This window comes from Pseudomonas prosekii, from assembly GCF_900105155.1.
GTDB lineage: Bacteria > Pseudomonadota > Gammaproteobacteria > Pseudomonadales > Pseudomonadaceae > Aquipseudomonas > Aquipseudomonas prosekii.
The window spans coordinates 204,083-229,164 of record NZ_LT629762.1 but is presented as its reverse complement, the minus strand read 5'-3'; the positions used below and the strand labels follow the sequence as shown (position 1 = coordinate 229,164).

At 60.2% G+C, this 25,082-nt stretch carries 25 protein-coding genes; 15 read left to right on the top strand and 10 right to left on the bottom strand.

Annotation, left to right across the window (positions count from 1 at the left end; all coding sequences use genetic code 11):
* Positions 1-277 precede the first annotated feature (277 nt).
* Positions 278-2,887: a bifunctional aconitate hydratase 2/2-methylisocitrate dehydratase gene (gene acnB, locus BLU01_RS01040; protein WP_092269610.1), complete on the bottom strand. Its 2,610-nt coding sequence runs from the start codon at positions 2,885-2,887 to the stop codon at positions 278-280.
* Between the two features lie 408 nt (positions 2,888-3,295).
* Here acnB and BLU01_RS01035 point away from each other — a divergent pair, with 408 nt between their 5' ends.
* A complete protein-coding gene (locus BLU01_RS01035; RefSeq protein WP_008028699.1) occupies positions 3,296-3,766 on the top strand; it encodes a DUF1289 domain-containing protein in 471 nt (156 codons plus the stop codon).
* A 119-nt stretch (positions 3,767-3,885) separates the two neighbouring features.
* Here BLU01_RS01035 and BLU01_RS01030 read toward each other — a convergent pair whose 3' ends face one another.
* Positions 3,886-4,749, bottom strand: coding sequence for a universal stress protein (locus BLU01_RS01030; protein ID WP_092269607.1), 864 nt, complete (start codon positions 4,747-4,749; stop codon positions 3,886-3,888).
* A gap of 158 nt (positions 4,750-4,907) precedes the next feature.
* On the opposite strand from BLU01_RS01030, the gene miaE reads away from it, so the two are divergent.
* Complete coding sequence (miaE, locus tag BLU01_RS01025) at positions 4,908-5,516, top strand: tRNA-(ms[2]io[6]A)-hydroxylase (protein WP_092269604.1); 609 nt, start codon at positions 4,908-4,910, stop codon at positions 5,514-5,516.
* Between the two features lie 119 nt (positions 5,517-5,635).
* Here miaE and BLU01_RS01020 read toward each other — a convergent pair whose 3' ends face one another.
* The 4 genes from BLU01_RS01020 to BLU01_RS01005 all read right to left on the bottom strand — a co-directional run bounded on the left by BLU01_RS01020 (position 5,636) and on the right by BLU01_RS01005 (position 9,389).
* Complete coding sequence (locus tag BLU01_RS01020) at positions 5,636-6,124, bottom strand: GFA family protein (protein ID WP_092269601.1); 489 nt, start codon at positions 6,122-6,124, stop codon at positions 5,636-5,638.
* Between the two features lie 731 nt (positions 6,125-6,855).
* Positions 6,856-7,473, bottom strand: a complete 618-nt coding sequence (locus BLU01_RS01015; RefSeq protein WP_092269598.1) for a DNA-3-methyladenine glycosylase family protein — start codon at positions 7,471-7,473, stop codon at positions 6,856-6,858.
* Positions 7,474-7,478: 5 nt separating this feature from the next.
* Positions 7,479-8,282: an isocitrate lyase/PEP mutase family protein gene (locus BLU01_RS01010; protein WP_092269596.1), complete on the bottom strand. Its 804-nt coding sequence runs from the start codon at positions 8,280-8,282 to the stop codon at positions 7,479-7,481.
* A gap of 24 nt (positions 8,283-8,306) precedes the next feature.
* Positions 8,307-9,389, bottom strand: coding sequence for a bifunctional transcriptional activator/DNA repair enzyme AdaA (locus tag BLU01_RS01005; protein WP_092269594.1), 1,083 nt, complete (start codon positions 9,387-9,389; stop codon positions 8,307-8,309).
* 140 nt (positions 9,390-9,529) lie between these two features.
* Between BLU01_RS01005 and BLU01_RS01000 the strand changes: the two genes are divergently transcribed.
* Positions 9,530-10,117 (top strand): LysE family translocator, encoded by a 588-nt coding sequence (locus BLU01_RS01000; protein ID WP_092269592.1) that lies wholly within the window; start codon positions 9,530-9,532, stop codon positions 10,115-10,117.
* A gap of 179 nt (positions 10,118-10,296) precedes the next feature.
* Here the strand turns inward: BLU01_RS01000 and BLU01_RS00995 are convergent, their stop codons facing one another.
* Both BLU01_RS00995 and BLU01_RS00990 read right to left on the bottom strand, forming a co-directional pair.
* Positions 10,297-10,692, bottom strand: a complete 396-nt coding sequence (locus BLU01_RS00995; protein WP_157720132.1) for a hypothetical protein — start codon at positions 10,690-10,692, stop codon at positions 10,297-10,299.
* 214 nt (positions 10,693-10,906) lie between these two features.
* Positions 10,907-11,740 carry an AraC family transcriptional regulator gene (locus BLU01_RS00990; RefSeq protein WP_092269586.1) on the bottom strand — a complete coding sequence of 278 codons (834 nt, stop codon included), beginning with the start codon at positions 11,738-11,740 and terminating at the stop codon, positions 10,907-10,909.
* Between the two features lie 143 nt (positions 11,741-11,883).
* On the opposite strand from BLU01_RS00990, the gene BLU01_RS00985 reads away from it, so the two are divergent.
* The 9 genes from BLU01_RS00985 to BLU01_RS00950 all read left to right on the top strand — a co-directional run bounded on the left by BLU01_RS00985 (position 11,884) and on the right by BLU01_RS00950 (position 20,419).
* Positions 11,884-13,248, top strand: coding sequence for an XAC2610-related protein (locus BLU01_RS00985; protein ID WP_092269583.1), 1,365 nt, complete (start codon positions 11,884-11,886; stop codon positions 13,246-13,248).
* A gap of 177 nt (positions 13,249-13,425) precedes the next feature.
* Positions 13,426-13,674 (top strand): transmembrane sensor/regulator PpyR, encoded by a 249-nt coding sequence (locus BLU01_RS00980; RefSeq protein WP_092269581.1) that lies wholly within the window; start codon positions 13,426-13,428, stop codon positions 13,672-13,674.
* Positions 13,675-13,808: 134 nt separating this feature from the next.
* A complete protein-coding gene (locus BLU01_RS00975) occupies positions 13,809-14,939 on the top strand; it encodes an NnrS family protein (protein WP_231987122.1) in 1,131 nt (376 codons plus the stop codon).
* 168 nt (positions 14,940-15,107) lie between these two features.
* Entirely contained in the window at positions 15,108-15,410 is a 303-nt protein-coding gene (locus tag BLU01_RS27880; protein WP_231987094.1) for a transposase, read from the top strand.
* Positions 15,407-16,243: an IS3 family transposase gene (locus tag BLU01_RS00970; protein WP_331716149.1), complete on the top strand. Its 837-nt coding sequence runs from the start codon at positions 15,407-15,409 to the stop codon at positions 16,241-16,243. Before BLU01_RS27880 ends, BLU01_RS00970 begins: the two co-directional genes overlap by 4 nt.
* Positions 16,244-16,461: 218 nt before the next feature.
* Positions 16,462-16,917: a (2Fe-2S)-binding protein gene (locus BLU01_RS00965; RefSeq protein ID WP_092269575.1), complete on the top strand. Its 456-nt coding sequence runs from the start codon at positions 16,462-16,464 to the stop codon at positions 16,915-16,917.
* Positions 16,918-16,948: 31 nt separating this feature from the next.
* Positions 16,949-19,117, top strand: coding sequence for a xanthine dehydrogenase family protein molybdopterin-binding subunit (locus BLU01_RS00960; protein WP_092281402.1), 2,169 nt, complete (start codon positions 16,949-16,951; stop codon positions 19,115-19,117).
* Between the two features lies 1 nt (position 19,118).
* Positions 19,119-19,697, top strand: a complete 579-nt coding sequence (locus tag BLU01_RS00955) for a hypothetical protein (protein ID WP_092269572.1) — start codon at positions 19,119-19,121, stop codon at positions 19,695-19,697.
* A 74-nt stretch (positions 19,698-19,771) separates the two neighbouring features.
* On the top strand, positions 19,772-20,419 hold the full coding sequence (locus BLU01_RS00950) for a GGDEF domain-containing protein (protein WP_092269569.1): 648 nt from the start codon (positions 19,772-19,774) through the stop codon (positions 20,417-20,419).
* Here the strand turns inward: BLU01_RS00950 and BLU01_RS00945 are convergent.
* The gene (locus BLU01_RS00945) at positions 20,327-21,607 is read right to left on the bottom strand and encodes an amidase (protein WP_092269567.1); all 1,281 of its coding nucleotides are present in this window, start codon (positions 21,605-21,607) and stop codon (positions 20,327-20,329) included. The genes BLU01_RS00950 and BLU01_RS00945 overlap by 93 nt on opposite strands.
* Positions 21,604-22,029: a VOC family protein gene (locus BLU01_RS00940; protein ID WP_092269564.1), complete on the bottom strand. Its 426-nt coding sequence runs from the start codon at positions 22,027-22,029 to the stop codon at positions 21,604-21,606. The genes BLU01_RS00945 and BLU01_RS00940 overlap by 4 nt, the downstream gene beginning before the upstream one ends.
* A gap of 127 nt (positions 22,030-22,156) precedes the next feature.
* On the opposite strand from BLU01_RS00940, the gene BLU01_RS00935 reads away from it, so the two are divergent.
* From BLU01_RS00935 to BLU01_RS00930, 3 genes are all read left to right on the top strand, one after another.
* Positions 22,157-23,020 carry a LysR family transcriptional regulator gene (locus BLU01_RS00935; RefSeq protein ID WP_092269561.1) on the top strand — a complete coding sequence of 288 codons (864 nt, stop codon included), beginning with the start codon at positions 22,157-22,159 and terminating at the stop codon, positions 23,018-23,020.
* Positions 23,021-23,678: 658 nt separating this feature from the next.
* On the top strand, positions 23,679-23,981 hold the full coding sequence (locus BLU01_RS27875) for a transposase (protein WP_231987094.1): 303 nt from the start codon (positions 23,679-23,681) through the stop codon (positions 23,979-23,981).
* Positions 23,978-24,814: an IS3 family transposase gene (locus BLU01_RS00930; protein ID WP_331716149.1), complete on the top strand. Its 837-nt coding sequence runs from the start codon at positions 23,978-23,980 to the stop codon at positions 24,812-24,814. Before BLU01_RS27875 ends, BLU01_RS00930 begins: the two co-directional genes overlap by 4 nt.
* The last annotated feature ends 268 nt before the right edge of the window (positions 24,815-25,082 follow it).

Genomic DNA, 25,082 nt, shown 5'->3' with positions numbered 1-25,082 from the left:
CTAGGATTTTTGTGTCTTCGGCTGCGTAGTGACGCCAAACCCCTGTAGGAGCGAGGCTTGCCCGCGAAGGCGTCCTGACAGCCAACCGCGTTTCACGGATGTACTCAGCCTGAATGTAGGAGTGAGCCTGCTCGCGATGGCGATGTACCTGCGCACATTCAACCCCGCCATCACCCAAATAACGGATATGCACCCCACACAAAAAAAGCCAAAAAAAACGCCGCGCATCTCTCGACACGCGGCGTCTTTCAACTCAAAGGCTTAATACATAAAACCCTTAAGCCTGAACCACCGGAATATTTGCGTTCGCAGCAGCCTCGCGGAACTCCGCAATCTGATCGAAAGACAGATAACGGTAAACATCAGCCGCCATGCTATCGATCTTGCCAGCGTACTCCATGTACTCCTCAACAGTCGGCAAACGACCCAGAATCGAAGCCACAGACGCCAACTCGGCCGAGGCCAGGTAAACGTTCGCGCCATCGCCCAGACGGTTCGGGAAGTTACGGGTCGACGTCGACACCACAGTCGAATTCGGCTCAACACGTGCCTGGTTACCCATGCACAGCGAGCAGCCCGGCATTTCCATGCGCGCGCCAGCCTTGCCGTAGATGCCGTAGTAGCCTTCCTCGGTCAACTGGTGAGCGTCCATTTTGGTCGGCGGCGACAGCCACAGACGGGTTGGAAGCTGACCTTTGACTTGATCCAGCAACTTGCCGGCAGCGCGGAAGTGACCAATGTTGGTCATGCACGAACCGATAAACACTTCGTCGATCTTCTCGCCAGCAACGCTGGACAGCAGACGGGCGTCGTCCGGATCGTTTGGCGCGCAGAGCACAGGCTCTTTGATGTCGGCCAGATCGATTTCGATGATTTCAGCGTATTCGGCGTCAGCATCGGCAACCATCAGCTCAGGGTTGGCAACCCAGGCTTCCATCGCTTGAGCGCGACGTTCCAGCGTACGTGGATCGCCATAACCTTCACCGATCATCCAGCGCAGCAGCGTGATGTTGGAGTTCAGGTATTCGGTGATCGACTCTTTCGACAGCTTGATCGTGCAACCGGCAGCCGAACGTTCAGCCGAGGCGTCGGACAGCTCGAAAGCTTGCTCGATGCTCAGGTTGTCCAGGCCTTCGATTTCCAGGATGCGACCCGAGAAAGCGTTCTTCTTGCCTTTCTTCTCGACGGTCAGCAGGCCAGCCTGAATCGCGAAGTAAGGAATCGCGTGAACCAGGTCACGCAGGGTAACGCCCGGTTGCATTTTGCCTTTGAAGCGCACCAGGATCGATTCCGGCATGTCCAGCGGCATAACGCCGGTGGCTGCAGCAAATGCTACCAGACCGGAGCCGGCCGGGAACGAAATGCCCATCGGGAAACGGGTGTGCGAGTCACCACCGGTGCCGACAGTGTCAGGCAGCAGCATGCGGTTCAGCCACGAGTGGATGATGCCGTCGCCCGGACGCAGGGAAACGCCGCCGCGGGTCATGATGAAGTCTGGCAGGGTGTGGTGGGTGGTCACGTCGATCGGCTTTGGATAGGCCGCGGTGTGGCAGAAAGACTGCATCACCAGATCGGTCGAGAAGCCCAGGCACGCCAGGTCTTTCAGTTCATCACGGGTCATTGGACCAGTGGTGTCCTGGGAGCCGACGGTGGTCATTTTCGGTTCGCAGTAGGTGCCAGGACGCACACCTTTGCCTTCCGGCAGACCGCACGCCTTGCCGACCATTTTCTGTGCCAGGGTGAAACCCTTGCCAGTGTCGACAGGTGCTTCAGGCAGTTTGAACAGGTCGGTTGGGCCCAGGCCCAGCTCGGCACGTGCCTTGTCGGTCAAGCCGCGACCGATGATCAGCGGGATACGGCCGCCGGCACGCACTTCGTCCAACAGCACTGGCGTCTTCATTTCGAAGGTGGTCAGGACTTCGTCGGTGCCGTGTTTGCAGACTTTGCCAGCATGCGGGTACAGGTCGATCACGTCGCCCATGTTCATGTTGGTGACGTCGAACTCGATTGGCAGTGCGCCGGCATCTTCCATGGTGTTGTAGAAGATCGGAGCGATTTTGCTGCCGAAGCAGAAACCGCCGGCACGCTTGTTCGGCACGTGCGGAACGTCGTCGCCGAAGAACCACAGCACCGAGTTGGTTGCCGATTTACGCGACGAACCGGTACCGACCACGTCACCGACGTAGGCGATCGGGAAGCCTTGACCGCGCATTTCTTCGATCTGCTTCATCGGGCCGGTAACACCCTGTACGTCAGGCACGATGCCTTCGCGGGCCATTTTCAGCATGGCCAGGGCGTGCAGCGGGATGTCCGGGCGGGACCAGGCGTCCGGGGCAGGGGAGAGGTCGTCGGTGTTGGTTTCGCCGGTGACCTTGAACACGCGCAGGCTGATCTTGTCGGCCAGGGTCGGACGGTTTTTGAACCACTCGCCGTCAGCCCAGGACTGCAAAACGCCTTTGGCGTGTTCGTTGCCGTTCTTGGCTTTTTCCGCCACGTCGTGGAACGCGTCGAACATCAGCAGGGTGTGCTTGAGTTGAGCGGCAGCGACCGGGGCCAGTACGGCGTCGTCGAGCAGGTCAACCAGAGTCACGATGTTGTAGCCGCCCTGCATGGTGCCGAGCAGTTCAACAGCGCGTTTTTTGTCGATCAGAGGGGAGGTTGCTTCGCCCTTGGCCAGGGCGGACAGGAAACCGGCCTTTACATAGGCTGCTTCGTCCACGCCAGGTGGAATGCGATTGGTGATCAGGTCGACGAGGAAAGCTTCTTCGCCAGCCGGGGGATTCTTCAGCAGCTCGACCAGGCCTGCAGTTTGTTCGGCGTTTAGCGGCTGGGGAACAATACCCAGTGCTGCACGCTCTTCGATATGTTTGCGGTAGGCTTCAAGCACAGTTATTACCCTCATCAGTGGTCCCAAATGGGTGTCCGGGACGCTCATCCCGAAATTGCCGTACTCATGCGCTGCATGGCGTTGTGGGCCACTTAGCCAGAATTACCGGCAATTCCTTACAGAAGCTGCTTTCAAAGTTTTACGCCTGCAGAACGGGGAGCTGATGAGGGTTGGCGTAGAGCTTTTCCCCGCTGGAAAAACCCTTCGCCAACACCGCTCTGAAGGAACGACTGTGCTCGTGACGCTTTGAAAACAGCTTCAAACGGACATTGGCGCCTTAAAAGGCTGGCTGATTCTACGGCAAAAAAAATATAAACGTAAGTTAGCCCCCGAACTTTGAGGGGTGATGAATGTTAGACAAAGGGCTAACATGCCGACCTGTTCTGCTTTCCCGTGTTTTGCCTACCTATGCCCAATCAGACCATCAAAACCCCCTGCGTCGGCCTCTGTTCCACCGTTTACGGTGACTTGGTGTGCCGTGGCTGCAAGCGTTTTCACCATGAAGTGATCAATTGGAATGGTTACAACGAGGAGGAAAAACGCGCGGTGTGGCTGAGGCTGGAGCAATTGTTGTCGCAGGTGATGGCGAGCAAGCTCGAAGTGTTCGACCCGCAGCGCCTGCGCTTGCAGCTCGAACAGCGCAAGATCCGCTTTGTGCCGCATCAGTCGGAATATTGCTGGGCCTATCAGTTGATCGCTCGCGGAGCGCGGGTCATCAATAATCTGGAGGCTTACGGGATGGTGCTGATGCCGGAGTTTCGCGACTGGAACCTGCCGGAATTGCGCGACGCCATCGATCGGGAGTTTTTTCTGCTGTCGGAGGCGCATTACCAGCGTTATATCGCCCCGGGGTTCCTCAAGGACGCGTTCGGTGGCTGAAAGCATCGCGAGCAAGCTCGCTCCCACCTTGGATTTGTGGCGTTCACAACATTTGTGATCAACACATACCTGTGGGAGCGAGGCTTGCCCGCGAAGGCGCCCCGTCAGACGCTGCAATCTCAATGCTGCGCCACGATCTCCTCCAGATGATCCATGATCGTGTCCGGTTTCAGCACCAGCACATCGCTCTCCACCGCATCCAGCACCACTTCCGCGGTATTGCCGATCAACGCCCCGGACAATCCCGAGCGAGCTACCGTGCCGATCACGGTCACTACAGCCTGCAGTTTGTGCACCATGAACGGAATCAGCACATCCGCCGGACCTTCTTCGATATGCAGGTGATCGTCGTCGATATCGAATTCGGCCTGGAACGCCTTGCACTGCTCGCGATAGCGCGCCTGAATGGTTTCGCTGAGTTGCAGCGTCGGGTCAGTCGCCGACAGCATTGGTGATGGATGGGCGCTGATCACATGCAATTTCGCCTTGGCAAGACTCGCAATGTCGTAGCCGTGATCGACGATGCACGCGTGCAGCGTGCGGTGTTCGCCATCCGTATTGCCGACGTCGATGGCTGCCAGAATCACTCCGCCGGTCCACGGTTTGGCGGTTTTGACCAGCAACACCGGGGTCGGGCAGTAGCGCAGCAGTTTCCAGTCGGCCGGGGTCAGCAGGGCCTTTTTGAGCGGGCTGTCGGGGTAGTGCTGTTTGATCACCAGTCCGCAGCCCTCGGCTTGCTGCACATCGACGATGGTTTCGTGCAGGCTCTCGTTCCACGCCTGCTCGGTGGTGACGCTGTAGCCTTCTTCCTGCGCGGTTTGCTTGAGCTCGCGCAGGTGGTCGGAATGATCATGCTTCTTGTCGCACACCAGCAAATGCAAATGCGCCTGGGTCACGCCCGCAATCAGTTTGGCGCGCCGCAGCGCCAGGCTTTCGTCCGGGGACGGTTCGATGACCACCAGGATGCTGCGAATGGCTTGCATGAGCGCGATCTCCAGAAAGTGAAAGGCATTGCGTTGGACAACTATAGTTGCTGCCCGCCAACACGGGACTTGATGCATATCAACGGCAGCGACTGGTGGTCTGCGGGCAGGCCGGTATAATCGGCGCCCTTCGTTTCAACCATTTATCCGTGAGCCCCATGATCCTTCCCGAAATTCACGAGTTCCTCGGCTGCCGCACCCCTGACGGCTGGGTCCAGGCCGCGCTGGCCGATCAGGACACTTTGCTGATCGACCACAAGAACTGCGAATTCAAGGCCGCCAGCACGGCGTTGAGCCTGATCGCCAAGTACCATTCCCACGTCGATCTGATCAACCTGATGTCGCGCCTGGCCCGGGAAGAACTGGTGCACCACGAGCAAGTCATGCGCCTGATGAAAAAACGCAAGATCGAGCTGCGCCAGCTGTCCGCCGGGCGTTATGCCTCGGGCCTGCGCAAAGTGGTGCGCAGCCACGAGCCGGTGAAGCTGGTGGATACGCTGGTGGTGGGGGCATTTATCGAGGCGCGCAGTTGCGAGCGTTTCGAGGCGCTGGTGCCGCATCTGGATGAAGAGTTGGGCAAATTCTATTTCGGCCTGCTGAAAAGCGAGGCGCGGCATTTCCAGGGTTATCTGAAGCTGGCTTACCAGTACGGTGACGCCAAGGACATCGCCCAAGTCATCGAGCGCGTGCGCGCGGCCGAGCAGGAATTGATCGAATCGCCGGACGTGGAATTCCGTTTCCACAGCGGCGTGCCAATCGCCGCCTGACCTGCGTTTAATTGAACTGATCGTTCCTGCGCTCTGCGTGGGAAGGATCATCATTCGGCGCGCTGACGCCAGAACGCGCTCTAAGTGCACAGGGTTTGTGGGCAGCTCTTTGCCGAGTATCAGCGAGTCAGACCCAACCGCTCATGCCACTGCGCAATTGACTCCTCAGGGTAAACATCAAATTCCTTGTCCTTGGGCTGCACATTGGCTTCGACCCACGGCGCCTTCGAACCCAACATCAAATGCGTGTGCTCCGGCGGCACTGGCAGCGGGGTATCGATGGCCGAGGCGAACGGGTGAATCAGCTCCGGCCACTCCGGGCTGAACAGCCACAAACCGCTGCCGCACACCGAGCAGAAATGCCGCTCGGCGCTGCTGGGATGCGCGCGTTTGGCGCCGTCCTCCTTGAGCCGCGCATGGTAGATCGCGATGTGTTTGCGCCCGCGCACTTTCAGGCTGTTGGCATCGCCGCTGATGTTGATCGCGTAGCCGCCACCGCCCTGGGTCTTGCGACAGATCGAGCAATAACAACGCTGATACGGATAGGGATGGGCGCTGGTCAAATCGAACGATACCGCGCCGCAATGGCAGGAACCTTCGAGCTGCATGGAAACCTCCGACTGTGCTTGATCGACCCAAGACAGCCTAGACCCTCAGCGATTTTCCACCGGCACCAGAATCGCGTCGCCCGTCGCCACCCGTACGCACAAAAATCCCTGTAGGAGCGAGCCTGCTCGCGATAGCTTTCTATCAGCCAGCCTGTTCTTGTCGGATGTACATATCCATTTCTGCGGTCACGGCTGCTGTTGGTTTCGCTTTTACAGCGAGTCACTTTCGAGAAGCGCGAAAGTAACCAAAGCGCTCTTGCCCCTTTCGTTCGGTGCCTCGCCGTGGCTCGGCATGCCCTCGCTCCGGTCCTGCGCCGTGGGCCCGCCGCCATCGGCCATCCCTGGCCGGGGGCGGCTAACCCGGCATCCTTGCCGGGTTGCCCACTGCGCAGAACCTGCGCTCGGCCTCACGAGGGGGCGGGCACCGCAAAAGCGCCGCGAGGCGGCCTGATAGCCGACCTGTTCCCGCGGCTGTGCGCAATCCCTGTAGGAGTGAGCCTGCTCGCGATAGCTCTCTACCAGCCAACCCCTTTCTCTCAGATGTACAAAAATCCAAATGTGGGAGCGAGCTTGCTCGCGATAGCTGCGGCACATCCAACAATAACGCTGGCTGACACGCCGCTTTCGCGAGCAAGCTCGCTCCCATAGGTAATTTGCGCTGCCCGGAAGTTACGTGCCCAACACCAATCAAATGTAGGAGTGAGCCTGCTCGCGAACAACGATAACGCGGTCTACCTGGCCGGCACTCGCCACAGGTACCACGCTGCGACTGTCCGGTAAGGCGACCAGTCCAGGCCGATTTCGATCATCTGTTTGCGGGTTGGCTGCACCTCCAGGCCCTTCATGCGCCGATAGCCCTCGCGCACGCCGAAGTCATCCGCCGGCAGGATGTCCGGGCGCTCCAGGCTGTAGATCAGCAGCATCTCCACGGTCCAGCGGCCCACTCCGCGCAAGGTGATTAGCCGCTCTATCAGCGCTTCATCGTCCATCGCCAGCGCCGTCGGGTAATCCGGCACCACGCCGTCCAGCGTTGCCTGGGCGATGCCTTGGATGGTTGCAATCTTGCTCGCGGAAAACCCGCAACTGCGCATCTGCGCAAAGTCAGTCGCCAGAATCTGCTCAGGCCTGGGGAATGCATCGGCCGGGAACAATGCACGCAAGCGGCCGACAATCGCATCGCCAGCCTTGGCGTGCAGTTGCTGATAAGCAATCGCCCGCACCAGCGATTCATAGGGGTCGCGCGCCGGGTGCGGTTGATGCAGGCACGGGCCGACGGCGGCGATATGCCGCCGCCAGTCGTCATCGATCGATGCGAGAAACTCGCTGGCGGGCTGATAAATAGCCGTCATGCCATTCAACGTGGACCCAACAGCGCGTTGACTTCGCCGTAACTCAACGCGCGCAAATCGCGGCTGTCGAGCTTGCCGGTTCCGAGGAAGCTTTTCGCCAGCCCAGCCATCGCGCCATAGAGAAATTCGGCGATGCTCGACCCGGCGCTCAAGCGCCGCACGCCAAGGGCTTGCAGCACGTCGGGCGCGGGTAGATGCGCGAGGCCGAGCACGTTGACCGGCAGTGAGGTGCCTTGGCAAATCGCCGCAATTTCGTATTCCGCGGTCGCTCCGGCCGCGAACAAGCCGTCCGCGCCGGCCGCTTGATACAGCGCCGCACGCCTGAGCGTTTCGGCGACACGCTCCTCGGCAGGCACCAGGCCTTTGAGATAGACATCCGTGCGCGCGTTGATGAACAGCTTGACCCCGCGCCGTTCAGCCACTTGCCGGGCGACTTCGATCTTGCGTACCAGCACCTGCGGCGACGACGCCCCGTCCTCGATGTTGATGCCCACTGCACCGGCCGCGAGCACCGCATCGACCACCTCGGCGACCCGCGTCAGGTCATCGGAATAACCGGCCTCGATGTCCACGGTCAACGGCACACGGATCACCCGCGCGATAGATTCCACCGTCAACACCAGGCGTTCGACCGGCAGCGTGTTGCCGTCCTGATAACCGTGGGCCCAAGCCACCGCGGCGCTGCTGGTGGCCACGGCCTGGCTGCCCAATTGCTCGACCAGCCGCGCCCCGGCCGCATCGGCGACGTTGGTGAGGATCAGCAAACCGTGCTGATGCAGGTTGTGCAATTGCTGGTCGAGCGCTTCCATCGAATGTCCTTCTCTTTGAAATGATCAGAATGCCAAGGGTTGAGTCAGTTGTACCGCAGCATTTTCCAGCCTGAGCAGAAAGGCTTTTCGCGGCTGCCCGCCACCATACCCGGTCAGCGAGCCGTCGGCGCCGATCACCCGATGGCAGGGCAGCACGATCGACAGCCGATTATGCCCATTGGCCAAACCCACGGCGCGGCTGGCACCGGGTTTGCCCAACCGCGCGGCGATGGCGCTGTAGGTGCTGGTCTGGCCGTAGGGGATTTGCGCCAGTTCGGCCCAGACCTGCCGGGCGAACTCGCCGCCCGGCAGATGCAACGGCACGCTGAAGACTTGCAACTGGCCGGCGAAATACTGCGCCAGTTCGGTCTCGATCAGGCGCAAATGTGCGTTGTGCCCCGGCGCCACGGCGTAGCCATAACGCTGCTGCAACTGTTCGACTTCGCGGGTCAGCGCCGGCCGATCAAGGAACTCCAGCAACACCAGACCGCGCCGTTCGGCCATGGCGATCATCGGCCCCAGCGGCGTGGTCAGGCGGGTGAACAGCAGCGGCTCGCTGTTGGCGGCGCGGCCCGGTGTGACGTGAAAAGACTTCTGAAACGCATCGCGAAAACCGCTCAAGGACTCGTAGCCGGAATCGAACGCGACGTTATCGATTGATTCGCCTTGCTTGATCCCACCCAACGCCATGCCGAGCCGGCGAGTGCGCAGCCACGCGTGGAAGGTCATGCCGAAATGCTGCTTGAACCAGCGACGCAATTTCAGCGGTTCGATGCCCTCGGCTTGCAGCTGCGCATCGGTCCAGCGCTGCTCCGGTTCGGCATCGACCAGCCTCAGCAAACGCTGCACCCAATCCGGCGCGATCGCTGCAGCGTCCAGCGGTTTGCAGCGCAGACAGGCGCGGTAACCGGCAGACATGCACTCGTCGGCGTGGGCGAAAAACTCAACGTTCTCCGGCTTCGGTTTGCATGCGGTGCAACTCGGGCGGCAGAAAATCCCGGTGGTTTTGACCGCCGTAAAAAATACGCCTTCGTAGGCGGTATCGCGTTCGAGCATGGCGCGAACCATCTCGGCGTGGGGTGGCAAAGCAGCGTTTTTTAGGTTCATGGGCAGAGCATAGGTCCGCGCGTGCGGCGCCTCCACCGGTAAATCGACAGAGAATTGGCCGAGGGCAGTTTTGTTCAATACAGGCCCGCGCGTGCGCCCTAACGTGGGGGCCGGCTTAGTTGAATTGAAGAAGGTCGGTGATGAGTCTGATTATTTCCATGGCGGCGTTTGCTCTGGTCGCGTCGATAACGCCGGGGCCGGTGAACATTGTTGCGTTGAGTTCCGGCGCGCGGTACGGCTTTCGGGCCAGTCAGCGGCATGTGGCGGGGGCGACGCTGGGGTTTGTGCTGTTGCTGGTGTTGATGGGCCTGGGGCTGCATGAATTGCTGGAAATCTGGCCGGGGCTGACGCAAGTGGTGCAGTGGGCCGGGGTCGCGTTTCTGTTGTTTATGGCGTTCAAACTGGCAAGCGATAACGGCCAGGTGAATGCCAAGGATTCGGCACGGGCACCGTCGATGTTGTATGGCGCGCTGATGCAATGGCTGAATCCGAAAGCCTGGCTGGCCTGCGTCGCGGGGATGGGCGCGTTTGTTGCTAACGGCGAGGCGCGGCTGATTTGGCAGTTTGCCGCGGTGTATCTGGTGATTTGTTATGTGTCCGTCGGCTGCTGGGTGTATGCCGGGACATTCTTGCGCGGGTATTTGAATAACCCGGCAGGCATGCGTTTGTTCAATCGAAGCATGGCGTTGTTGCTGGCGGGCAGTGCGGCGTATTTGCTTTGGGCGTGACGTTTGAACATTGAACCGTGCCCCGTCAAGCGGAGCACGGAATAGACGTCAACGAATTCCGCTGAGCGAATTAACCACGTCTCGTGGCAGCGGTGTAAATCGACCAGCCCTTAGTTGACTGATCGCGTAGAGCGCACTGGCGGTCCGACCATTGCCATCGCCAAATGCCTGGAAACCGATCACGGCAGCGAGCAACTGTTGATCGCTTTAATGTGATCGGAATCGAAGTAGGCCATCGGTTTATCGGATAGACCTGGCTGTAGGGAGCACTCGAATTCAGCTATTTTGCGCACGTACACCGCCGAAGTTGCGTCACTGCGAGGCACGCTGTTTTTGAAGTAGGCGTCCATGCCCAGTCGGCCCTTTTCGATAAATCTGCGGTCGGATTCGACCATTTGTGAAAACACATAGCGGATGGTGGTCGACAGTCCCTCTTTCAGATCGTTGTAATGGTTATGGATGGCCGTTTCATAAAGATCTGAAACCGGCAGCAGGTCTTTCAGTCTGGGCAATTGCCCATAGATGTCGCGCCCCCTGAGCCGCCCCCAGTCCTGGGTATGCAACGGGTCACTCATGTACAAATCCAGCACCGAGACTTTGCGTCCGGCACCGCCGCTGGATCCGCGGTGCTTGACCAGTTGTAACCTGAGCCTTGACGTCATCAATACGGCCATTGACGCCTACAACCGCTATGTCGAATCCCTTTCCAAGGCGCTTGGCGCGATCAACCGCCCGATTCCCCGACGCAAGGCCATTGCCTTGATGGAGCTGACCGCCGACGTGCCGGAATCAGCCGCGATATTGCCCAGGCGTCGCCGCCAGATGTTGTTTGAACACTCGCTGAAAGTGCGCCTGATCGGCAAATCCCGCCGCAATCGCCACATCGGCAATCAACTTGCCGTTGCGCAGTTGCTCTTGGGCAAACTGAATGCGCTGGTTCAACAAAAACGCGTGCGGGGTCATGCCGTAATGTTGCTTGAACGCGCGGATCAGATAAGACGGCGACAACTGCGCGGCCGCGCAAATGTCCTCCAGTTTGAGCAATTGCGTGCAGTGGTCGCGGATGTAGTCAGCAGCGCGCTGCAGTTTAGAGTTCGGCTCGCGCAACGGTTGATCGATCGGGTTGAGGCGCTGCTGCACATCAGTGAAAAATTCCACGGCAGCACTGTGCTTGCGCAGGATGTCTTGTTGTTCATCGACCAGCACGGCGTATAGATCACTCAGCCCGGCAAACAGGCTGGCATCGTGCAGATGGGTGATAGCGAACCGGCGAAATTCCTGATCCTCGGCAAAACCCAATTGATGCTGCAAATCGGTGAGCCACGACGTCTCGACGTAGAGCATCAGGTACGACCAGGGTTGGTCGTCGATCGGATTGCAGGCGTGCACATCGCCGGGATTCATCAACACCACGGTGCCGGCGCAGACCTCGAATTGCGCGTGTTCGTGGAGGTAAGTGCTGCGCCCGGCGGTGATCGCGCCGATCGAAAAGTGCGCGTGGGAATGCCGCGAATAGCAGACCTCGCGGCCATCGGCGATGGCCCGCGCCTCGATGAAGGGCAGGGCGTCGTCGCGCCAGAAGCGTGGGGCTTTGTCAGCGTGTTGAGCAACGGTGCGCGTCATCGTTGGCGTCCTCGGCAGGCCAGTGGCGCAGTGTATGGGTTCTGAGCGCGAAAGGCGCGAGGCGCAAGCTCGCAGAGATATCGGTATGCACCGTTAGTCGCTAGACTTGCCGCCCCGAATTTGCCGCAAGGACGCTCAGCATCATGGTTGCCCCTCGTTTATCCGCCGTCAGCTGCCTGCTCGCCAGCCTGTTCACCAGCGCCAGTGCTGTTGCGGCGGCTGAACCCCTGACCCTGCACCTCGCCGACCCGGCGCAGAAATACGCAATCGACGTGGTCTACCCGCAGGCACCAACGCAGACCTTCGATGACGCTCCGGCGACCATCACCCTGCGCGACAAGGCCAGCGGCGCAGTGCTGCAACGCATCGAATCGGCCGAAGCGTTTGCCTTGTTCAAGCCTGGCAGCAACGAACTGGCGGCCGATCAGAACCTGCTGCTGTTCGGTGATTTCAATTTCGACGGCGAGCAAGACTTGGCTGTGCGCAACGGCAATGACGGCGGTTATGCGGAGCCTTCCTACGATATTTATCTGTCCGACCCCGAGAGCCCGACGCTGGTACTGAACAAGGCTTTTGCGGCGCTGAGCCGCGAACCGAATCTGGGGCTGTTTGGCGTGGATGCGGCGAGCAAACGGCTGATCACCCAATCGAAAAGCGGCTGCTGCTGGCGCCAGACCGGGACGTGGCAGATTCAGAACAACCAGCCACTGATGATTGCCGAAACCATCAAAGTTGCGCAGCGACCATTGGAGGCAACGCCACTGATGCCGCGGGGTTACACCGACATCACCCAGCGCGACTTGGTCAACGGTCAGTGGACTGAGCGCAACCATCTCGAAGGTCCCGAGGCGACGGCGCCGGTGATGGTGCGCGGCACATTGGACGGCAAGATTGCCTTCGAACTGTGGTGGCAAGTGCAGGGCGCCGCGTACGTCGGTGAAGTGCGCTACCCGAAAAGCGGCAACGGCCAGCCGATTCGGCTGATCGGCGGGCCATATGAGGATGGCGCCGTGCTGCTGCATGAGTTGAACGAGGCGGGCGAAACCACCGGCGACTGGTATGTGCAGGGCGAGCCCAACCTGCACGGCGTTCAAGATGTCAGTTGGCACGGCCCGGCGGAAAAAATCCTCAGCGGCACTGGCCGGCCGACGGTGTTCAAAGTCGCGGCCACGGCGCTGCTGCCGGTGGTCGCCAGTCAGCGCGAAGGGCGCTATCTGGTGAACAACGCCGAGGAGCCGAGAACCGGCGAATTGATCCTGAAAATACTGCCGTCCACCGACGCCAGCGGTGTCGAATTGGCCGACATTCACCTGAGCATTCGCATCAGCAAGGACCGGGTCTGGGAGCTCAATAAAAAACTGCCATTGCAGGCCGGCAACCTGGTGATCGGCATGGACGACAAAAACGACTTCAGCTATCGCCTGCAACTGCTCAATGGTGCGGTTCAGTTCCAGGCTTATGGCGATATCTACGAATTCAGTTCGGTCTTCGTCAAACAAAACCCGTGACTGATGGGGATTTACAACATGTAGTCGTTATGACTTTAGATAGGGTCATAACGACTACTCTGCACAAGAGTCATATTGACTGCTAAGTAAGCAAGTCATTGATTTAATATCATTTTCTACCTGGCACGGCTTTTGAGTTACTTAAAGTAAATCTCAACCGCATCAGGAGTACGGAAAATGTTCGATTTCTTCAGCAATCCTCATAACGTTCTGCACCTGTCCAGCAAAGTGCTGGGTGTTGGCCTGATGCTGTTGCTCGTCGGCATCTACGGCGCTTACCTGCACAGCGGTTATCTGCCGATTGTGCTGTTGGTGACGCTGCACGCGATGACTATCGTCGGCCCGACGCTGCTGAAAATCGGCTACGTGATGCGCCTGCTCGCGCAACATCGGCTGAGCACTCACCCGATCGCCGCGGCTGCCTGATGCGCAATCTCAAAGCAACAACGCAAACCCCCTGTAGGAGTGAGCCTGCTCGCGATAGCGGTTTTTCATCCAGAATTTATGGAAACTGGACGAACGCAATCGCGAGCAGGCTCGTTCCTACAGGTACAGCGGCAGTGTTCAGTCTGGGGTTTCGGCCATTCTTTCTTGCAGGCGCCGGGTTCGCGCTGGTGGCCGTGGCGATCTGGGGGTTTTGGCTCTACGGGCGTTTACCCGGCGCGCAACCGGTGGGCGGCATGTTGGCGTGGCATCGACATGAAATGCCGTTCGGTTTTGCCACGGCGTTCATTGCCGGGTTCCTGCTGACCGCAGTGCCGAACTGGACCGGGCGCCCCGGCCTCAACGGCTGGCCGCTGATCGGCCTGGTGATGGTGTGGCTGCTGGCGCGGCTGGCCTGGCTGCTGCCGATTGAGCCGCTGCTGTTGATCGCCGCGCAAATGCCGTTTCTGCCGTTGCTGGCGTGGTGCATCGGCCGCGATCTGGTGAAGGCGGGCAAACGTGAAAACTATCCGATTCTGCTGGTGATCATGTTGCTGGCGGGCTGTCAGGTGCTGACGCTGTGGGGCATCGGCAACGACAACGCAGTATTGCAACGCCACGGGGTGCTGGCGGCGTTGTGGCTGGTCGCGGCGCTGATTAGCGTGATTGGCGGGCGGGTGATTCCGTTTTTTATCCAGCGTGGCTTGAACCGTCCTGCCGCTGCCGCCGCGCAGCCATTGCTGACGAAAGTGTTGCTGCTCGGCGGCGTGCTGCTGGCGCTTTCGTTTGCTGCCGGTTTCAACGACACGCCGCGGATCTGGCTGGGCGCGCTGTTCGCGATAATCGCGGTTTTGCATGTGCAGCGCTTGTGGCGCTGGCACGATCGCGGCATGTGGCGCGTGCCGTTGCTGTGGTCGTTGTATCTGGCGTATGCGTGGCTGTTGGTCGCCGCGCTGGCCATGGCGCTGTGGCACGCCGGGTGGATGCCGCAACAAAGTCTGGCCACGCATTCGTTGGCGGTGGGCGGGATGGGCGGATTGATCCTGGCGATGATCGCCCGCGTCAGCCTCGGGCACACCGGCCGACCGCTGCAACCGCGCAAAGGCATGGTGCTGGGGTTTGCCTTGCTGGTGCTTGCCGGGTTGAGCCGAGTGCTGCTGGTGCCGTTTTCCAGCGCCGGGCTGGGCATTTCGGCGCTGCTGTGGTGCGCCGCGTTTGCCGTGTTCTTGCTGCACCACAGCGCCATCCTGCTCAAACCCAGGCTCTGAACCGCCATCATTCCTGTAGGAGCGAGGCTTGCCCGCGAAGGCGTTGTGCCAGTTGAAAAAGATATCGACCGATACGACGCCTTCGCGGGCAAGCTTGAACTGGCCTAATGATTTTGGACACTTCAATCGGGCGCTATGATGTCGCCCAAATCTGAGGTGTTTTTGGATATGCGTAATTCTTATTCAACTGAGTTCAAACTCAAGGCTGCTGGCATGGTGCTGGATGAGGGGATATCGGTTCCCGAGGTTTGCGCCAGTTTAGATATTGGCCCTACCGCCTTGCGTCGCTGGGTCGATCAGGTGCGTAAAGAACGCCAGGGTTCGACCCCGGTGGGAGCCAAAGCGATCACGGCTGACCAGCGAGAAATTCAGGAACTCAAAGCCTTGCTCAGGCAAAAAGACCGGGATATCGAAATCCTAAAAAAGGCCAGTGCTCTCCTGCTGTTGGACGCCAAAGATCATTCTCACTGATCAATGAGCTGGGTGAGCGATACGGCGTTAACGACTGCTGCCGGGTGTTTGAAGTCAGCCGCAGCAGTTTTTATGCCTGGCGTCAGCGCCAAGGCAAGGTGAACCCTGAGCGGGAGAAACTCAAAGCCATGCTGGTCGAGCATCACAAGGAATCCAGAGCTTCCGCGGGGGCGCGCACCCTTTCCAGGGAGCTGCAAGCCAAGGGGCATCGCGTCGGGAGGCACATGGCTCGCAGCTTGATGCGAGAAGCCGGCGTGGTCAGTCGTCAGCGCCGACGTCACAAATACAAGTCATCTGGCGTTGAAGCCTTGGTGGCGCCGCACGTGCTTAAGCGCGAGTTTGATGTCACGGCGATCAACCAAGTGTGGTGCGCGGACGTGACGTACATCAAGGTCGGCACGCGGTGGATGTATTTTGCAGCGGTTCTGGATCTGTTCGCCCGCCGGCTCGTGGGGTGGGCGTTTTCGATGATCTCGGATGCGGAGCTGACCTGCGAGGCCCTACGGATGGCGGTTGAGCTGCGAGGCAAACCCAAAGACGTGCTGTTTCACTCCGATCAAGGCTGCCAGTACACCAGCCATAAGTTCAGGAATGAGTTGCTGGCGAATGGACTGCGGCAAAGCATGAGTCGTAAAGGCGAATGCTGGGATAACGCCCCGATGGAGCGTTTCTTTGGAAGTCTGAAATCAGAGTGGGTGCCTGAAGCCGGTTACCGCTCGGAGTATGAAGCCCGGGCTGATTTGCAGCGCTACGTGGTGCGCTACAACAACTTCAGGCTCCATAGCTACAACGATTACCGTTCACCGGTCGCCATGGAGAAAATGGCGGCGTGAAAAAACCGTAATTGGTGTCCAGGATTACTTGACCAGATCAGCCTCGCTCCTACATGGGCATTTGCGGGATTGCAGGTGACCGGCGGTCGCTGAAGCTGGCTGCGCGGTCAATCTGCGCTTAGCTGTATGGATAACCCGAGGCGCGCGGACCCGCCGACCCAGCAACGACGCGGTCACAGCGAGCCCTTCAGAACACCGTGAGTCTGAGGAAATCCGCAATGCTGACCCTGAATATCAATGGCAAGGACCAAGAGCTGAATGTCCCCGCCGACATGCCGCTGCTCTGGGTTCTGCGCGATGTCGCGCACCTGACCGGGACCAAGTTCGGTTGCGGCATGGCCCAGTGCGGCGCCTGCACCGTGCACGTCGATGGCGCGCCGCTGCGCTCGTGCATCACCCCCGCAACCGCAGTCGCCCACGGGCAAAAAATCCTCACCATCGAAGGCTTGTCCACCGACGGTTCGCACCCGGTGCAGCAGGCCTGGGCCGAACTCGACGTGGTGCAATGCGGTTATTGCCAGTCGGGGCAGATCATGTCCGCCGCCGCGCTGCTGGCGAAAATCCCTAAGCCCACCGACAGCGACATCGATCAGGCGCTGTCCGGCAATATCTGCCGCTGCGGCACCTACCCAAGGATTCGCGCGGCGGTCAAACGCGCGGCCGACATCGGTTGATGCCACGTCGAGGGGAGTCATCGCAATGACCATGAATAGTCTCAACCCGGTTTCACGGCGTAATTTCCTCAAGGGCAGCGCCATGCTCGGCGGCGGTCTGGTGGTGGCGTTTGTCATCCCCGGCGCCCACCGTTTTGCCATCGGTGCGGAGAATCAGGGCAACGTTTTCGCGCCCAACGCCTTCCTGCGCATCGCCAGCGACAACAGCGTGACCATATTGCTCGGCCACTCGGAAATGGGCCAGGGCATCTGGACCGGCCTGACCATGCTGATCGCCGAAGAATTGGACGCCGACTGGTCGAAAATTCGCGTCGAACACTCGCCAGCCTCGGCCAAGGATTACGGTTTGGCAGGGTTTGGCGGCATGCAGATCACCGGCGGCTCGACCTCGACCTGGATGGAGTTCGACCGCTACCGCCAGGCCGGCGCCGCTGCGCGTTTGATGTTGATCGACGCCGCCGCCAAACGCTTCAATGTTGCGCCGTCGCAGATCCGCACCGAGCCCGGCGTGGTGATTGCCGGCGAGCACCGCGCGACCTACGGCGAGCTGGCGGATGACGCCGGCAAGTTGCCAGTGCCGGACCCGGCCTCGATCAAATTCAAGGACGCCAAGGATTGGAAAATCATCGGCAAACCGACCCCGCGCCTCGACACCCCGGAGAAAATCACCGGCCGCGCCAAGTTCGGCATGGACGTGCAATTCGAAGGCCTGATGACTGCAATGGTCGCGCGTTCGCCAGTGTTCGGCGGCAGCGTCAAATCCTTCGAGGGCGCCGAGGCCTTGGCCATACCGGGCGTGCATAAAGTGCTGCAAGTACCGAGCGGCGTGGCGGTGATCGCCGAGCATTATTGGGCGGCGAAACTGGGCCGCGATGCGCTGAAAATCGATTGGGACTTGGGGCCGAATGCCGGGCTCGACAGCCTCAAACTGCTCGAAAGTTTCCGCCAACTCGCCACCACCGCCGGCATGTCTGCCAGCCAGGCCGGGGACGCCGTGGCGACGTTGAAGACGGCGGCGAAAACCATCGACGTCGAATACAGCGTGCCGTACCTCGCCCACGCGCCGATGGAACCGCTCAACTGCACGGTGAAGATCAGCGCCGACAAATGCGAGATCTGGACCGGCACGCAGTTTCAGACGCTGGATCAAATGATCGCCGGGCAGATCACCGGGCTCAAACCCGAACAAGTGGAAATTCACACCGAGTTCCTCGGCGGCGGTTTCGGTCGACGGGCCAATCCGACCTCGGACTTTGTCGCCGAAGCGGTGCAAGTGGCCAAGGCTGCGGGCATGCCGGTGAAGACCGTGTGGTCGCGCGAGGATGACATTCGCGGCGGCTATTACCGCTCGATGTTTCTGCATCAGGCGAACATTGGCCTCGACGCCGACGGCCTGCCGCTGGCGTGGAAACATGTGCTGGTCGGGCAGTCGATCATGGACGGCACGGCGTTCGCCGCGACCATGGTCAAGGACGGCGTCGACAAGACCTCGGTCGAGGGCGTGGCCGACAGTCCTTACCTGGCGAAACTGGCCAACCACCACGTCGAGCTGCATTCACCGAAAACCGGCATCAACGTGCTGTGGCTGCGTTCGGTCGGGCACACGCACACCGGTTTTGTCATGGAATCGCTGATCGACGAAATGGCCGAAGCCGCCGGCAAGGACCCCGTGGAGTACCGACGAACCCTGCTCAAGGAGCATCCGCGCCACCTCGGTGTGTTGAATCTGGCGGTGGAGAAAGCCAACTGGAACGCGCCGTTGCCCGATGGTCACGCGTTGGGCGTGGCGGTGCACGAATCGTTCGGCAGCTACGTCGCGCATGTGGCCGAGGTGTCGCAGGACAACCTGAAAATTCGCGTGCATCGCGTGGTCTGTGCGGTGGATTGCGGCATCGCGGTCAACCCGCAGAGCATCGCCGCGCAAATGGAATCCTGCGTGGCGTTCGGCCTCAGTTTCGCGCTGCACAGCAAACTCACGCTCAAGGATGGCGCGGTGGTGCAGTCCAACTATCACGATTATCAGGTGCTGCGGCTCAACGAAATGCCGGTGGTCGAGGTGCACATCGTGCCCAGCAGCGAAAAACCCGGCGGCATTGGCGAGGCCGGCGTGCCACCGATGGCGCCAGCGGTGGCCAACGCGTTGTTTGCCTTGACCGGGCAACGCCTGCGCGAACTGCCACTGCAGTTGTCGGGAGTGTGAGATGAAACGACATTTGATGCTGGGCGCGGTGGTGATGGTCGGTCTGGCGGGCTACGCCTCCGATCTGTTTGCCGAAGATCCGGCGGCATTGAAGGCCTTTGAAACGGTGCAGAAGGTGTTCCAGAGTCCGCGCTGCCAGAACTGCCATATCCCCGGTGATTCGCCATTGCAATTCGACGCCGGTATTCCTCACGCGATGAACGTGGTGCGCGGCATGGACGGCAAGGGCGCCGCCGGTTTGCCGTGTGCGACCTGCCACGCAGAGAGCAATCCGCCGGCGAGTTACGGCCCGCATGCGCCGCCGGGTGCGCCGCACTGGAGCCTGCCGCCCGCCGCGCACAAAATGGCCTGGATCGGCCTGCCTGCGGACAAACTCTGCGCGATGATCAAGGACCGGTCGAGCAACGGTGACCGCGATTTCGCCGCGCTGATCAAGCACGTCAGCGACGACAAACTGGTGCTCTGGGGCTGGAATCCCGGCGGCAATCGGGCGCCGGTGCCGGTGCCGCACGACATTTTTGTCACGCAGTTCAAGCTGTGGGCGGACGCTGGAGGACCGTGCCCTGTAGCGGGCATCTGACCAACGGCGAGCTAAAAAGGAGTCAAATCGGGTATGTGTGCCTCTAACGCACATACCCTCCACAGGAGTGACACATGCTGCTTCCAGGCAAACCGATCAAACCGGGCACTTTCGCAGATGCCGTGCACGGGCCGGATACTGCTTTGCAGGAGCGTGAATTACTGCGCGAACTAGCGCGAAAAGCCGAGCAGGAGCTGACAGCGGTGCAGGTCGCCAGCCTCGACGAATTGACTCTTTTGCCCAATTGCCACGGCTTCGAGGCCTTGGCGCAAATGGGCCTGGATGCCTGTCTGGCCTTGGGCAAACCGGCGACTTTGCTGTCTTTCGATCTCGATCACTTCCAACACATCAACCAGTTGTATGGCCGCGCCGAAGGTGACGACGCGTTGAAGACGTTTGCTGACGTGTTGCGCATTGCGTTTCGCGAAAGTGACGTGATCGGGCGCATGGGCGGCGATGAATTCGCCGCGCTGCTGACCGGCGCCAGCGCGGTGGACGTCCGCGCCATCCGCGCGCGCCTCGAAGAAATGCTCGACGAGCGCAACGCCACGGTGCACCGCGCCTATGACATTCGCTTCAGCATTCGCCAGATCGAATTTCACCCGGCGCTGCACCGCACGGTCGGCGGACTATTGCGGGCGATCAGCCGCCAGGTCGGCTGCGAGCCGCTCGGCGGCGTGCAACAGCCCGGCGTCGTCGCGGAACCGGCCGATCATCTGTAGGCCGATCGGCAACAAGCCTGCGACGCGTGCCAGTGGCACATTCACTTGCGGCCAGCCAAACGCGCCCCAGAACTTGATGTAGTCGGACGGCCCGGTGTTGTCGGCGCTCCCCGACGCCAGTGGTGCAACGCTGGCGCAGCATGGGCCGAGCATGGCGTCGAACGGCTGACAGAGTTCTGTCAGGCGCGGCGCGAGCGCCGCCAGTCGCGCCTTGGCCGCCGATTCCTGCTCCCAAGTGGTAGCCGCTGCTCGATCAAACATCGCCAGAATGGAGGGGCTCAGCAGGTCTCGGTGTTGCTGGAATTCTTTGGCCAGCGAGCGGGCGCCTTCGCAGTCGTTGATCAACAGGTGATCGTCGAAGACGCTGGCAAACGCTTCCGGTAGTTGTATTTCGCTGATCTGGTGACCGATTTCGCGCAGCTGTTCGATGGCGTGTTCCAGCGCCGTGGTGACTTCCGGCTCGATCCGATCCCAGCGTGTGGTGCGATAGAACCCCAAGCGCAACGGCCGCCGCTCAGCTTCGGTGACTGCAAAACCTGGAATCAATACCTGCGCCACCCGGCTCAAATCGCGCACCGAGCGACCGTACCAGCCGACCGTGTCGAAGCTCGGCGCCAACGGTTTTACCCCTTCCAGCGAGACCAGGCCCAGCGATGGCTTGAAGGCGAACAGTCCGCAATACGCCGCCGGTTTCAGCAGCGAACCGGCGGTTTGCGTGCCCAGCGCGACGGCAAAGAAATCCGCCGCCATGCCCGCCGCCGAACCGGCGCTGGAGCTGCCCGGCGTGCGCAGCAAGTCATGCGGATTGCGCGTCGGCCCGGTTTGCATATAAGCGAACTCGGTGGTGTGGGTTTTGCCCATGATCAGCGCGCCGGCCTGGCGCAACAGGGTCACGGCGTGGGCGTCGCGCGACGGTTGATGACCGGCATAGATCGGCGAGAAAAACTGCGTCGGATGGTCGGCGCTGTCGAAGATGTCTTTGACGCCCACCGGCACCCCGGCCAGCAGGCCTTGGCGATTGATCTGTGCGGCTTGCTCGCGGACCTGTTGCGGATCAAAAGAGACAAAGGCGTGAACGTCTGGCTCCTGGGTCTGGATGCGTTCGAGGCAGGACTCGGCAATCGCCGCGGCACTGATTTCGCCACTGCGTACCGCTTCGCTCAGGGCCGTGGCGTCGCGGCGGATCATTTGGCGAACAACTGGCTGATGTCCTTGAACGCCTTGAACTCCAAGGCATTGCCGCACGGATCGAACAAGAACATCGTCGCTTGTTCGCCGACCAGGCCCTGAAAACGAATCCCCGGTTCAATCACGAACGGCGTGCCACGCGCCTGCAACCGTTCGGCCAGTGCCTCCCACTCCGGCATCCCCAATACCACGCCGAAGTGCGGCACCGGCACGTTATGGCCATCGACGGCGTTGGTGTGCGCGGCTTCCTGTGTGGCGTTTTTCGGCGCCAGGTGAATCACCAGTTGATGGCCGAAGAAATTGAAATCCACCCAATGCGCACTGGAGCGGCCTTCCTCCAAACCGAATACCTCGCCATAAAAACTGCGCGCCGCCGCCAGGTCGTACACCGGAATCGCCAAGTGAAAAGGGGAGAGCTGCATCGGGTAATCCTCAACGGTCAGAAGTTGCAGCTGAGTTTAGTCCTGTGCTTTTTGATTGAAAGACGATAATTTTTGCGCCGAGCTGCAATTATTTCGATCAATAGCCGACGGTGATGGCGAGGTGCGCATGCTGCGGGAACTGAAAACCTTTATTGCGGTAACGCGCTACGGCACGTTTGCCGCGGCGGGCATGCACATCGGCCTGACGCAATCAGCGGTCAGTGCGCAGATCCGCAATCTGGAGCAGGCGTTGGGTATTCGCCTGTTTGATCGCACCGGACGCCAGGCGTTGCTCAACGCGGCGGGGCAGCGTGCTTTGCCGATGGCGCGGGAGATGCTCGAAACCTTCGCGCGGATGGCGGTCAGCGATGACGTCAGCGAGTATCGCGGCGAATTGAAAATCGGCGCGGTGGCGACTGTGCAAACCGGGTTGCTGCCGCACGCCTTGCTGCGTTTGCGGCAGCAGGCACCGTTGCTGGAGGCGAAACTGGTGCCGGGGGTGTCGCTGAGTTTGCTCAGTCAGGTGGATACCGGGGAGGTGGATCTGGCGATTCTGATCAAGCCACCGTTCGAGCTGCCCAAGGAACTGTCGGCGCAGGTCATTCGCAAAGAGCCGTTTGTATTGATCGTGCCGCAGGACCTGCCGGGTGACGATCCGCTGCGCCTCCTCGCCGAGCATCCGCATGTGCGTTATGACCGAAATTCGTTCGGTGGGCGGCTGGTGACGCGGTTTTTAAGGGAACAACAGGTTGACGTGCACGTCGCGCTGGAGCTGGACGAGCTGGAGGCGATTGTGAAAATGGTTGAGTGCGGGTTGGGTGTTTCATTGCTGCCCGAAGCCGGGTTATGGGTAGAACACGGGGCCAGAGTGCGGGTGATTGCGTTGGGGGAATTGACGTTCTACCGGGAAATTGTGTTGTTGCAGCGGTACAACCAGAGGACGCAACCGATCCAGAGATTGTTTGCCCAGTGCCTCGAAAGCGGCGTTTGAAGCGATTGGAATGGGTTGGCCGATGGATCGCCATCGCGAGCAGGCTCGGCTCCCACAGGGATTTGTGCTGTTTAGAAAATCTGTGTCCGCCCGCAAATCCTCTGTAGGAGTGAGCCTGCTCGCGATCGCGGTGTATCAGGCCACATGACATCACCTGACCCACCGGCATCGCGAGCAAGCTCGGCTCCCACAGGGATTTCTGGTGTTCAGAAAATCTGTGTCCACCCGCACATCCCCTGTGGGAGCGAGCTTGCTCGCGATCGCGATCTATCAGGCCACATCGCATTACCTGACCCACCGCCATCGCGAGCAAGCTCGGCTCCCACAGGGATTTCTGCTGCTCGGAAGATCTGTGTCCGCCCGCAAATCCTCTGTAGGAGCGAGCTTGCTCGCGATGGCGGTGTGTCAGGCCACATCGCATCACCTGACCCACCGCCATCGCGAGCAGGCTCACTCCTACAGGGATTTCTGCTGCTCGGAAGATCTGTGTCCGCCCGCACATCCCCTGTAGGAGTGAGCCTGCTCGCGATCGCGGTGTATCAGGCCACATCGCATCACCTGACCCACCGCCATCGCGAGCAAGCTTGAACTGGCCTAATGATTTTGGACACTTCAATCGGGCGCTATGATGTCGCCCAAATCTGAGGTGTTTTTGGATATGCGTAATTCTTATTCAACTGAGTTCAAACTCAAGGCTGCTGGCATGGTGCTGGATGAGGGGATATCGGTTCCCGAGGTTTGCGCCAGTTTAGATATTGGCCCTACCGCCTTGCGTCGCTGGGTCGATCAGGTGCGTAAAGAACGCCAGGGTTCGACCCCGGTGGGAGCCAAAGCGATCACGGCTGACCAGCGAGAAATTCAGGAACTCAAAGCCTTGCTCAGGCAAAAAGACCGGGATATCGAAATCCTAAAAAAGGCCAGTGCTCTCCTGCTGTTGGACGCCAAAGATCATTCTCACTGATCAATGAGCTGGGTGAGCGATACGGCGTTAACGACTGCTGCCGGGTGTTTGAAGTCAGCCGCAGCAGTTTTTATGCCTGGCGTCAGCGCCAAGGCAAGGTGAACCCTGAGCGGGAGAAACTCAAAGCCATGCTGGTCGAGCATCACAAGGAATCCAGAGCTTCCGCGGGGGCGCGCACCCTTTCCAGGGAGCTGCAAGCCAAGGGGCATCGCGTCGGGAGGCACATGGCTCGCAGCTTGATGCGAGAAGCCGGCGTGGTCAGTCGTCAGCGCCGACGTCACAAATACAAGTCATCTGGCGTTGAAGCCTTGGTGGCGCCGCACGTGCTTAAGCGCGAGTTTGATGTCACGGCGATCAACCAAGTGTGGTGCGCGGACGTGACGTACATCAAGGTCGGCACGCGGTGGATGTATTTTGCAGCGGTTCTGGATCTGTTCGCCCGCCGGCTCGTGGGCTGGGCGTTTTCGATGATCTCGGATGCGGAGCTGACCTGCGAGGCCCTACGGATGGCGGTTGAGCTGCGAGGCAAACCCAAAGACGTGCTGTTTCACTCCGATCAAGGCTGCCAGTACACCAGCCATAAGTTCAGGAATGAGTTGCTGGCGAATGGACTGCGGCAAAGCATGAGTCGTAAAGGCGAATGCTGGGATAACGCCCCGATGGAGCGTTTCTTTGGAAGTCTGAAATCAGAGTGGGTGCCTGAAGCCGGTTACCGCTCGGAGTATGAAGCCCGGGCTGATTTGCAGCGCTACGTGGTGCGCTACAACAACTTCAGGCTCCATAGCTACAACGATTACCGTTCACCGGTCGCCATGGAGAAAATGGCGGCGTGAAAAAACCGTAATTGGTGTCCAGGATTACTTGACCAGATCAGCTCGGCTCCCACAGGGATTTCTGGCGCTACGAAGATCTGTGTCCACGCGTAAATCCCCCTGTAGGAGTGAGCCTGCTCGCGATGGCGGTGTGTCAGGCCACATCGCATCACCTGACCCACCGTCATCGCGAGCAGGCTCGGCTCCCACAGGGATTTTTGGTGTTTAGAACATCTGTGTCCGCCCGCACATCCCCTGTGGGAGCGAGCTTGCTCGCGATGGCGGCCTA

Excerpts from the sequence above, each read along its gene's own strand:
- miaE (WP_092269604.1), top strand. The coding sequence starts at position 4,908 with ATGATCCTTCCCGAAATTCACGAGTTCCTCGGCTGCCGCACCCCTGAC.
- BLU01_RS00965 (WP_092269575.1), top strand. The coding sequence starts at position 16,462 with ATGCTGACCCTGAATATCAATGGCAAGGACCAAGAGCTGAATGTCCCC.
- BLU01_RS00980 (WP_092269581.1), top strand. The coding sequence starts at position 13,426 with ATGTTCGATTTCTTCAGCAATCCTCATAACGTTCTGCACCTGTCCAGC.
- BLU01_RS01005 (WP_092269594.1), bottom strand. The coding sequence starts at position 9,389 with ATGAACCTAAAAAACGCTGCTTTGCCACCCCACGCCGAGATGGTTCGC.
- BLU01_RS00985 (WP_092269583.1), top strand. The coding sequence starts at position 11,884 with ATGGTTGCCCCTCGTTTATCCGCCGTCAGCTGCCTGCTCGCCAGCCTG.
- BLU01_RS01010 (WP_092269596.1), bottom strand. The coding sequence starts at position 8,282 with ATGGAAGCGCTCGACCAGCAATTGCACAACCTGCATCAGCACGGTTTG.
- BLU01_RS00960 (WP_092281402.1), top strand. The coding sequence starts at position 16,949 with ATGAATAGTCTCAACCCGGTTTCACGGCGTAATTTCCTCAAGGGCAGC.
- BLU01_RS00995 (WP_157720132.1), bottom strand. The coding sequence starts at position 10,692 with ATGAGTGACCCGTTGCATACCCAGGACTGGGGGCGGCTCAGGGGGCGC.
- BLU01_RS01015 (WP_092269598.1), bottom strand. The coding sequence starts at position 7,473 with ATGACGGCTATTTATCAGCCCGCCAGCGAGTTTCTCGCATCGATCGAT.
- BLU01_RS27875 (WP_231987094.1), top strand. The coding sequence starts at position 23,679 with ATGCGTAATTCTTATTCAACTGAGTTCAAACTCAAGGCTGCTGGCATG.
- BLU01_RS01030 (WP_092269607.1), bottom strand. The coding sequence starts at position 4,749 with ATGCAAGCCATTCGCAGCATCCTGGTGGTCATCGAACCGTCCCCGGAC.
- BLU01_RS00945 (WP_092269567.1), bottom strand. The coding sequence starts at position 21,607 with ATGATCCGCCGCGACGCCACGGCCCTGAGCGAAGCGGTACGCAGTGGC.
- BLU01_RS00935 (WP_092269561.1), top strand. The coding sequence starts at position 22,157 with ATGCTGCGGGAACTGAAAACCTTTATTGCGGTAACGCGCTACGGCACG.
- BLU01_RS00990 (WP_092269586.1), bottom strand. The coding sequence starts at position 11,740 with ATGACGCGCACCGTTGCTCAACACGCTGACAAAGCCCCACGCTTCTGG.
- BLU01_RS01020 (WP_092269601.1), bottom strand. The coding sequence starts at position 6,124 with ATGCAGCTCGAAGGTTCCTGCCATTGCGGCGCGGTATCGTTCGATTTG.
- BLU01_RS27880 (WP_231987094.1), top strand. The coding sequence starts at position 15,108 with ATGCGTAATTCTTATTCAACTGAGTTCAAACTCAAGGCTGCTGGCATG.
- BLU01_RS00955 (WP_092269572.1), top strand. The coding sequence starts at position 19,119 with ATGAAACGACATTTGATGCTGGGCGCGGTGGTGATGGTCGGTCTGGCG.
- BLU01_RS00950 (WP_092269569.1), top strand. The coding sequence starts at position 19,772 with ATGCTGCTTCCAGGCAAACCGATCAAACCGGGCACTTTCGCAGATGCC.
- BLU01_RS00940 (WP_092269564.1), bottom strand. The coding sequence starts at position 22,029 with ATGCAGCTCTCCCCTTTTCACTTGGCGATTCCGGTGTACGACCTGGCG.
- BLU01_RS01000 (WP_092269592.1), top strand. The coding sequence starts at position 9,530 with ATGAGTCTGATTATTTCCATGGCGGCGTTTGCTCTGGTCGCGTCGATA.
- BLU01_RS01035 (WP_008028699.1), top strand. The coding sequence starts at position 3,296 with ATGCCCAATCAGACCATCAAAACCCCCTGCGTCGGCCTCTGTTCCACC.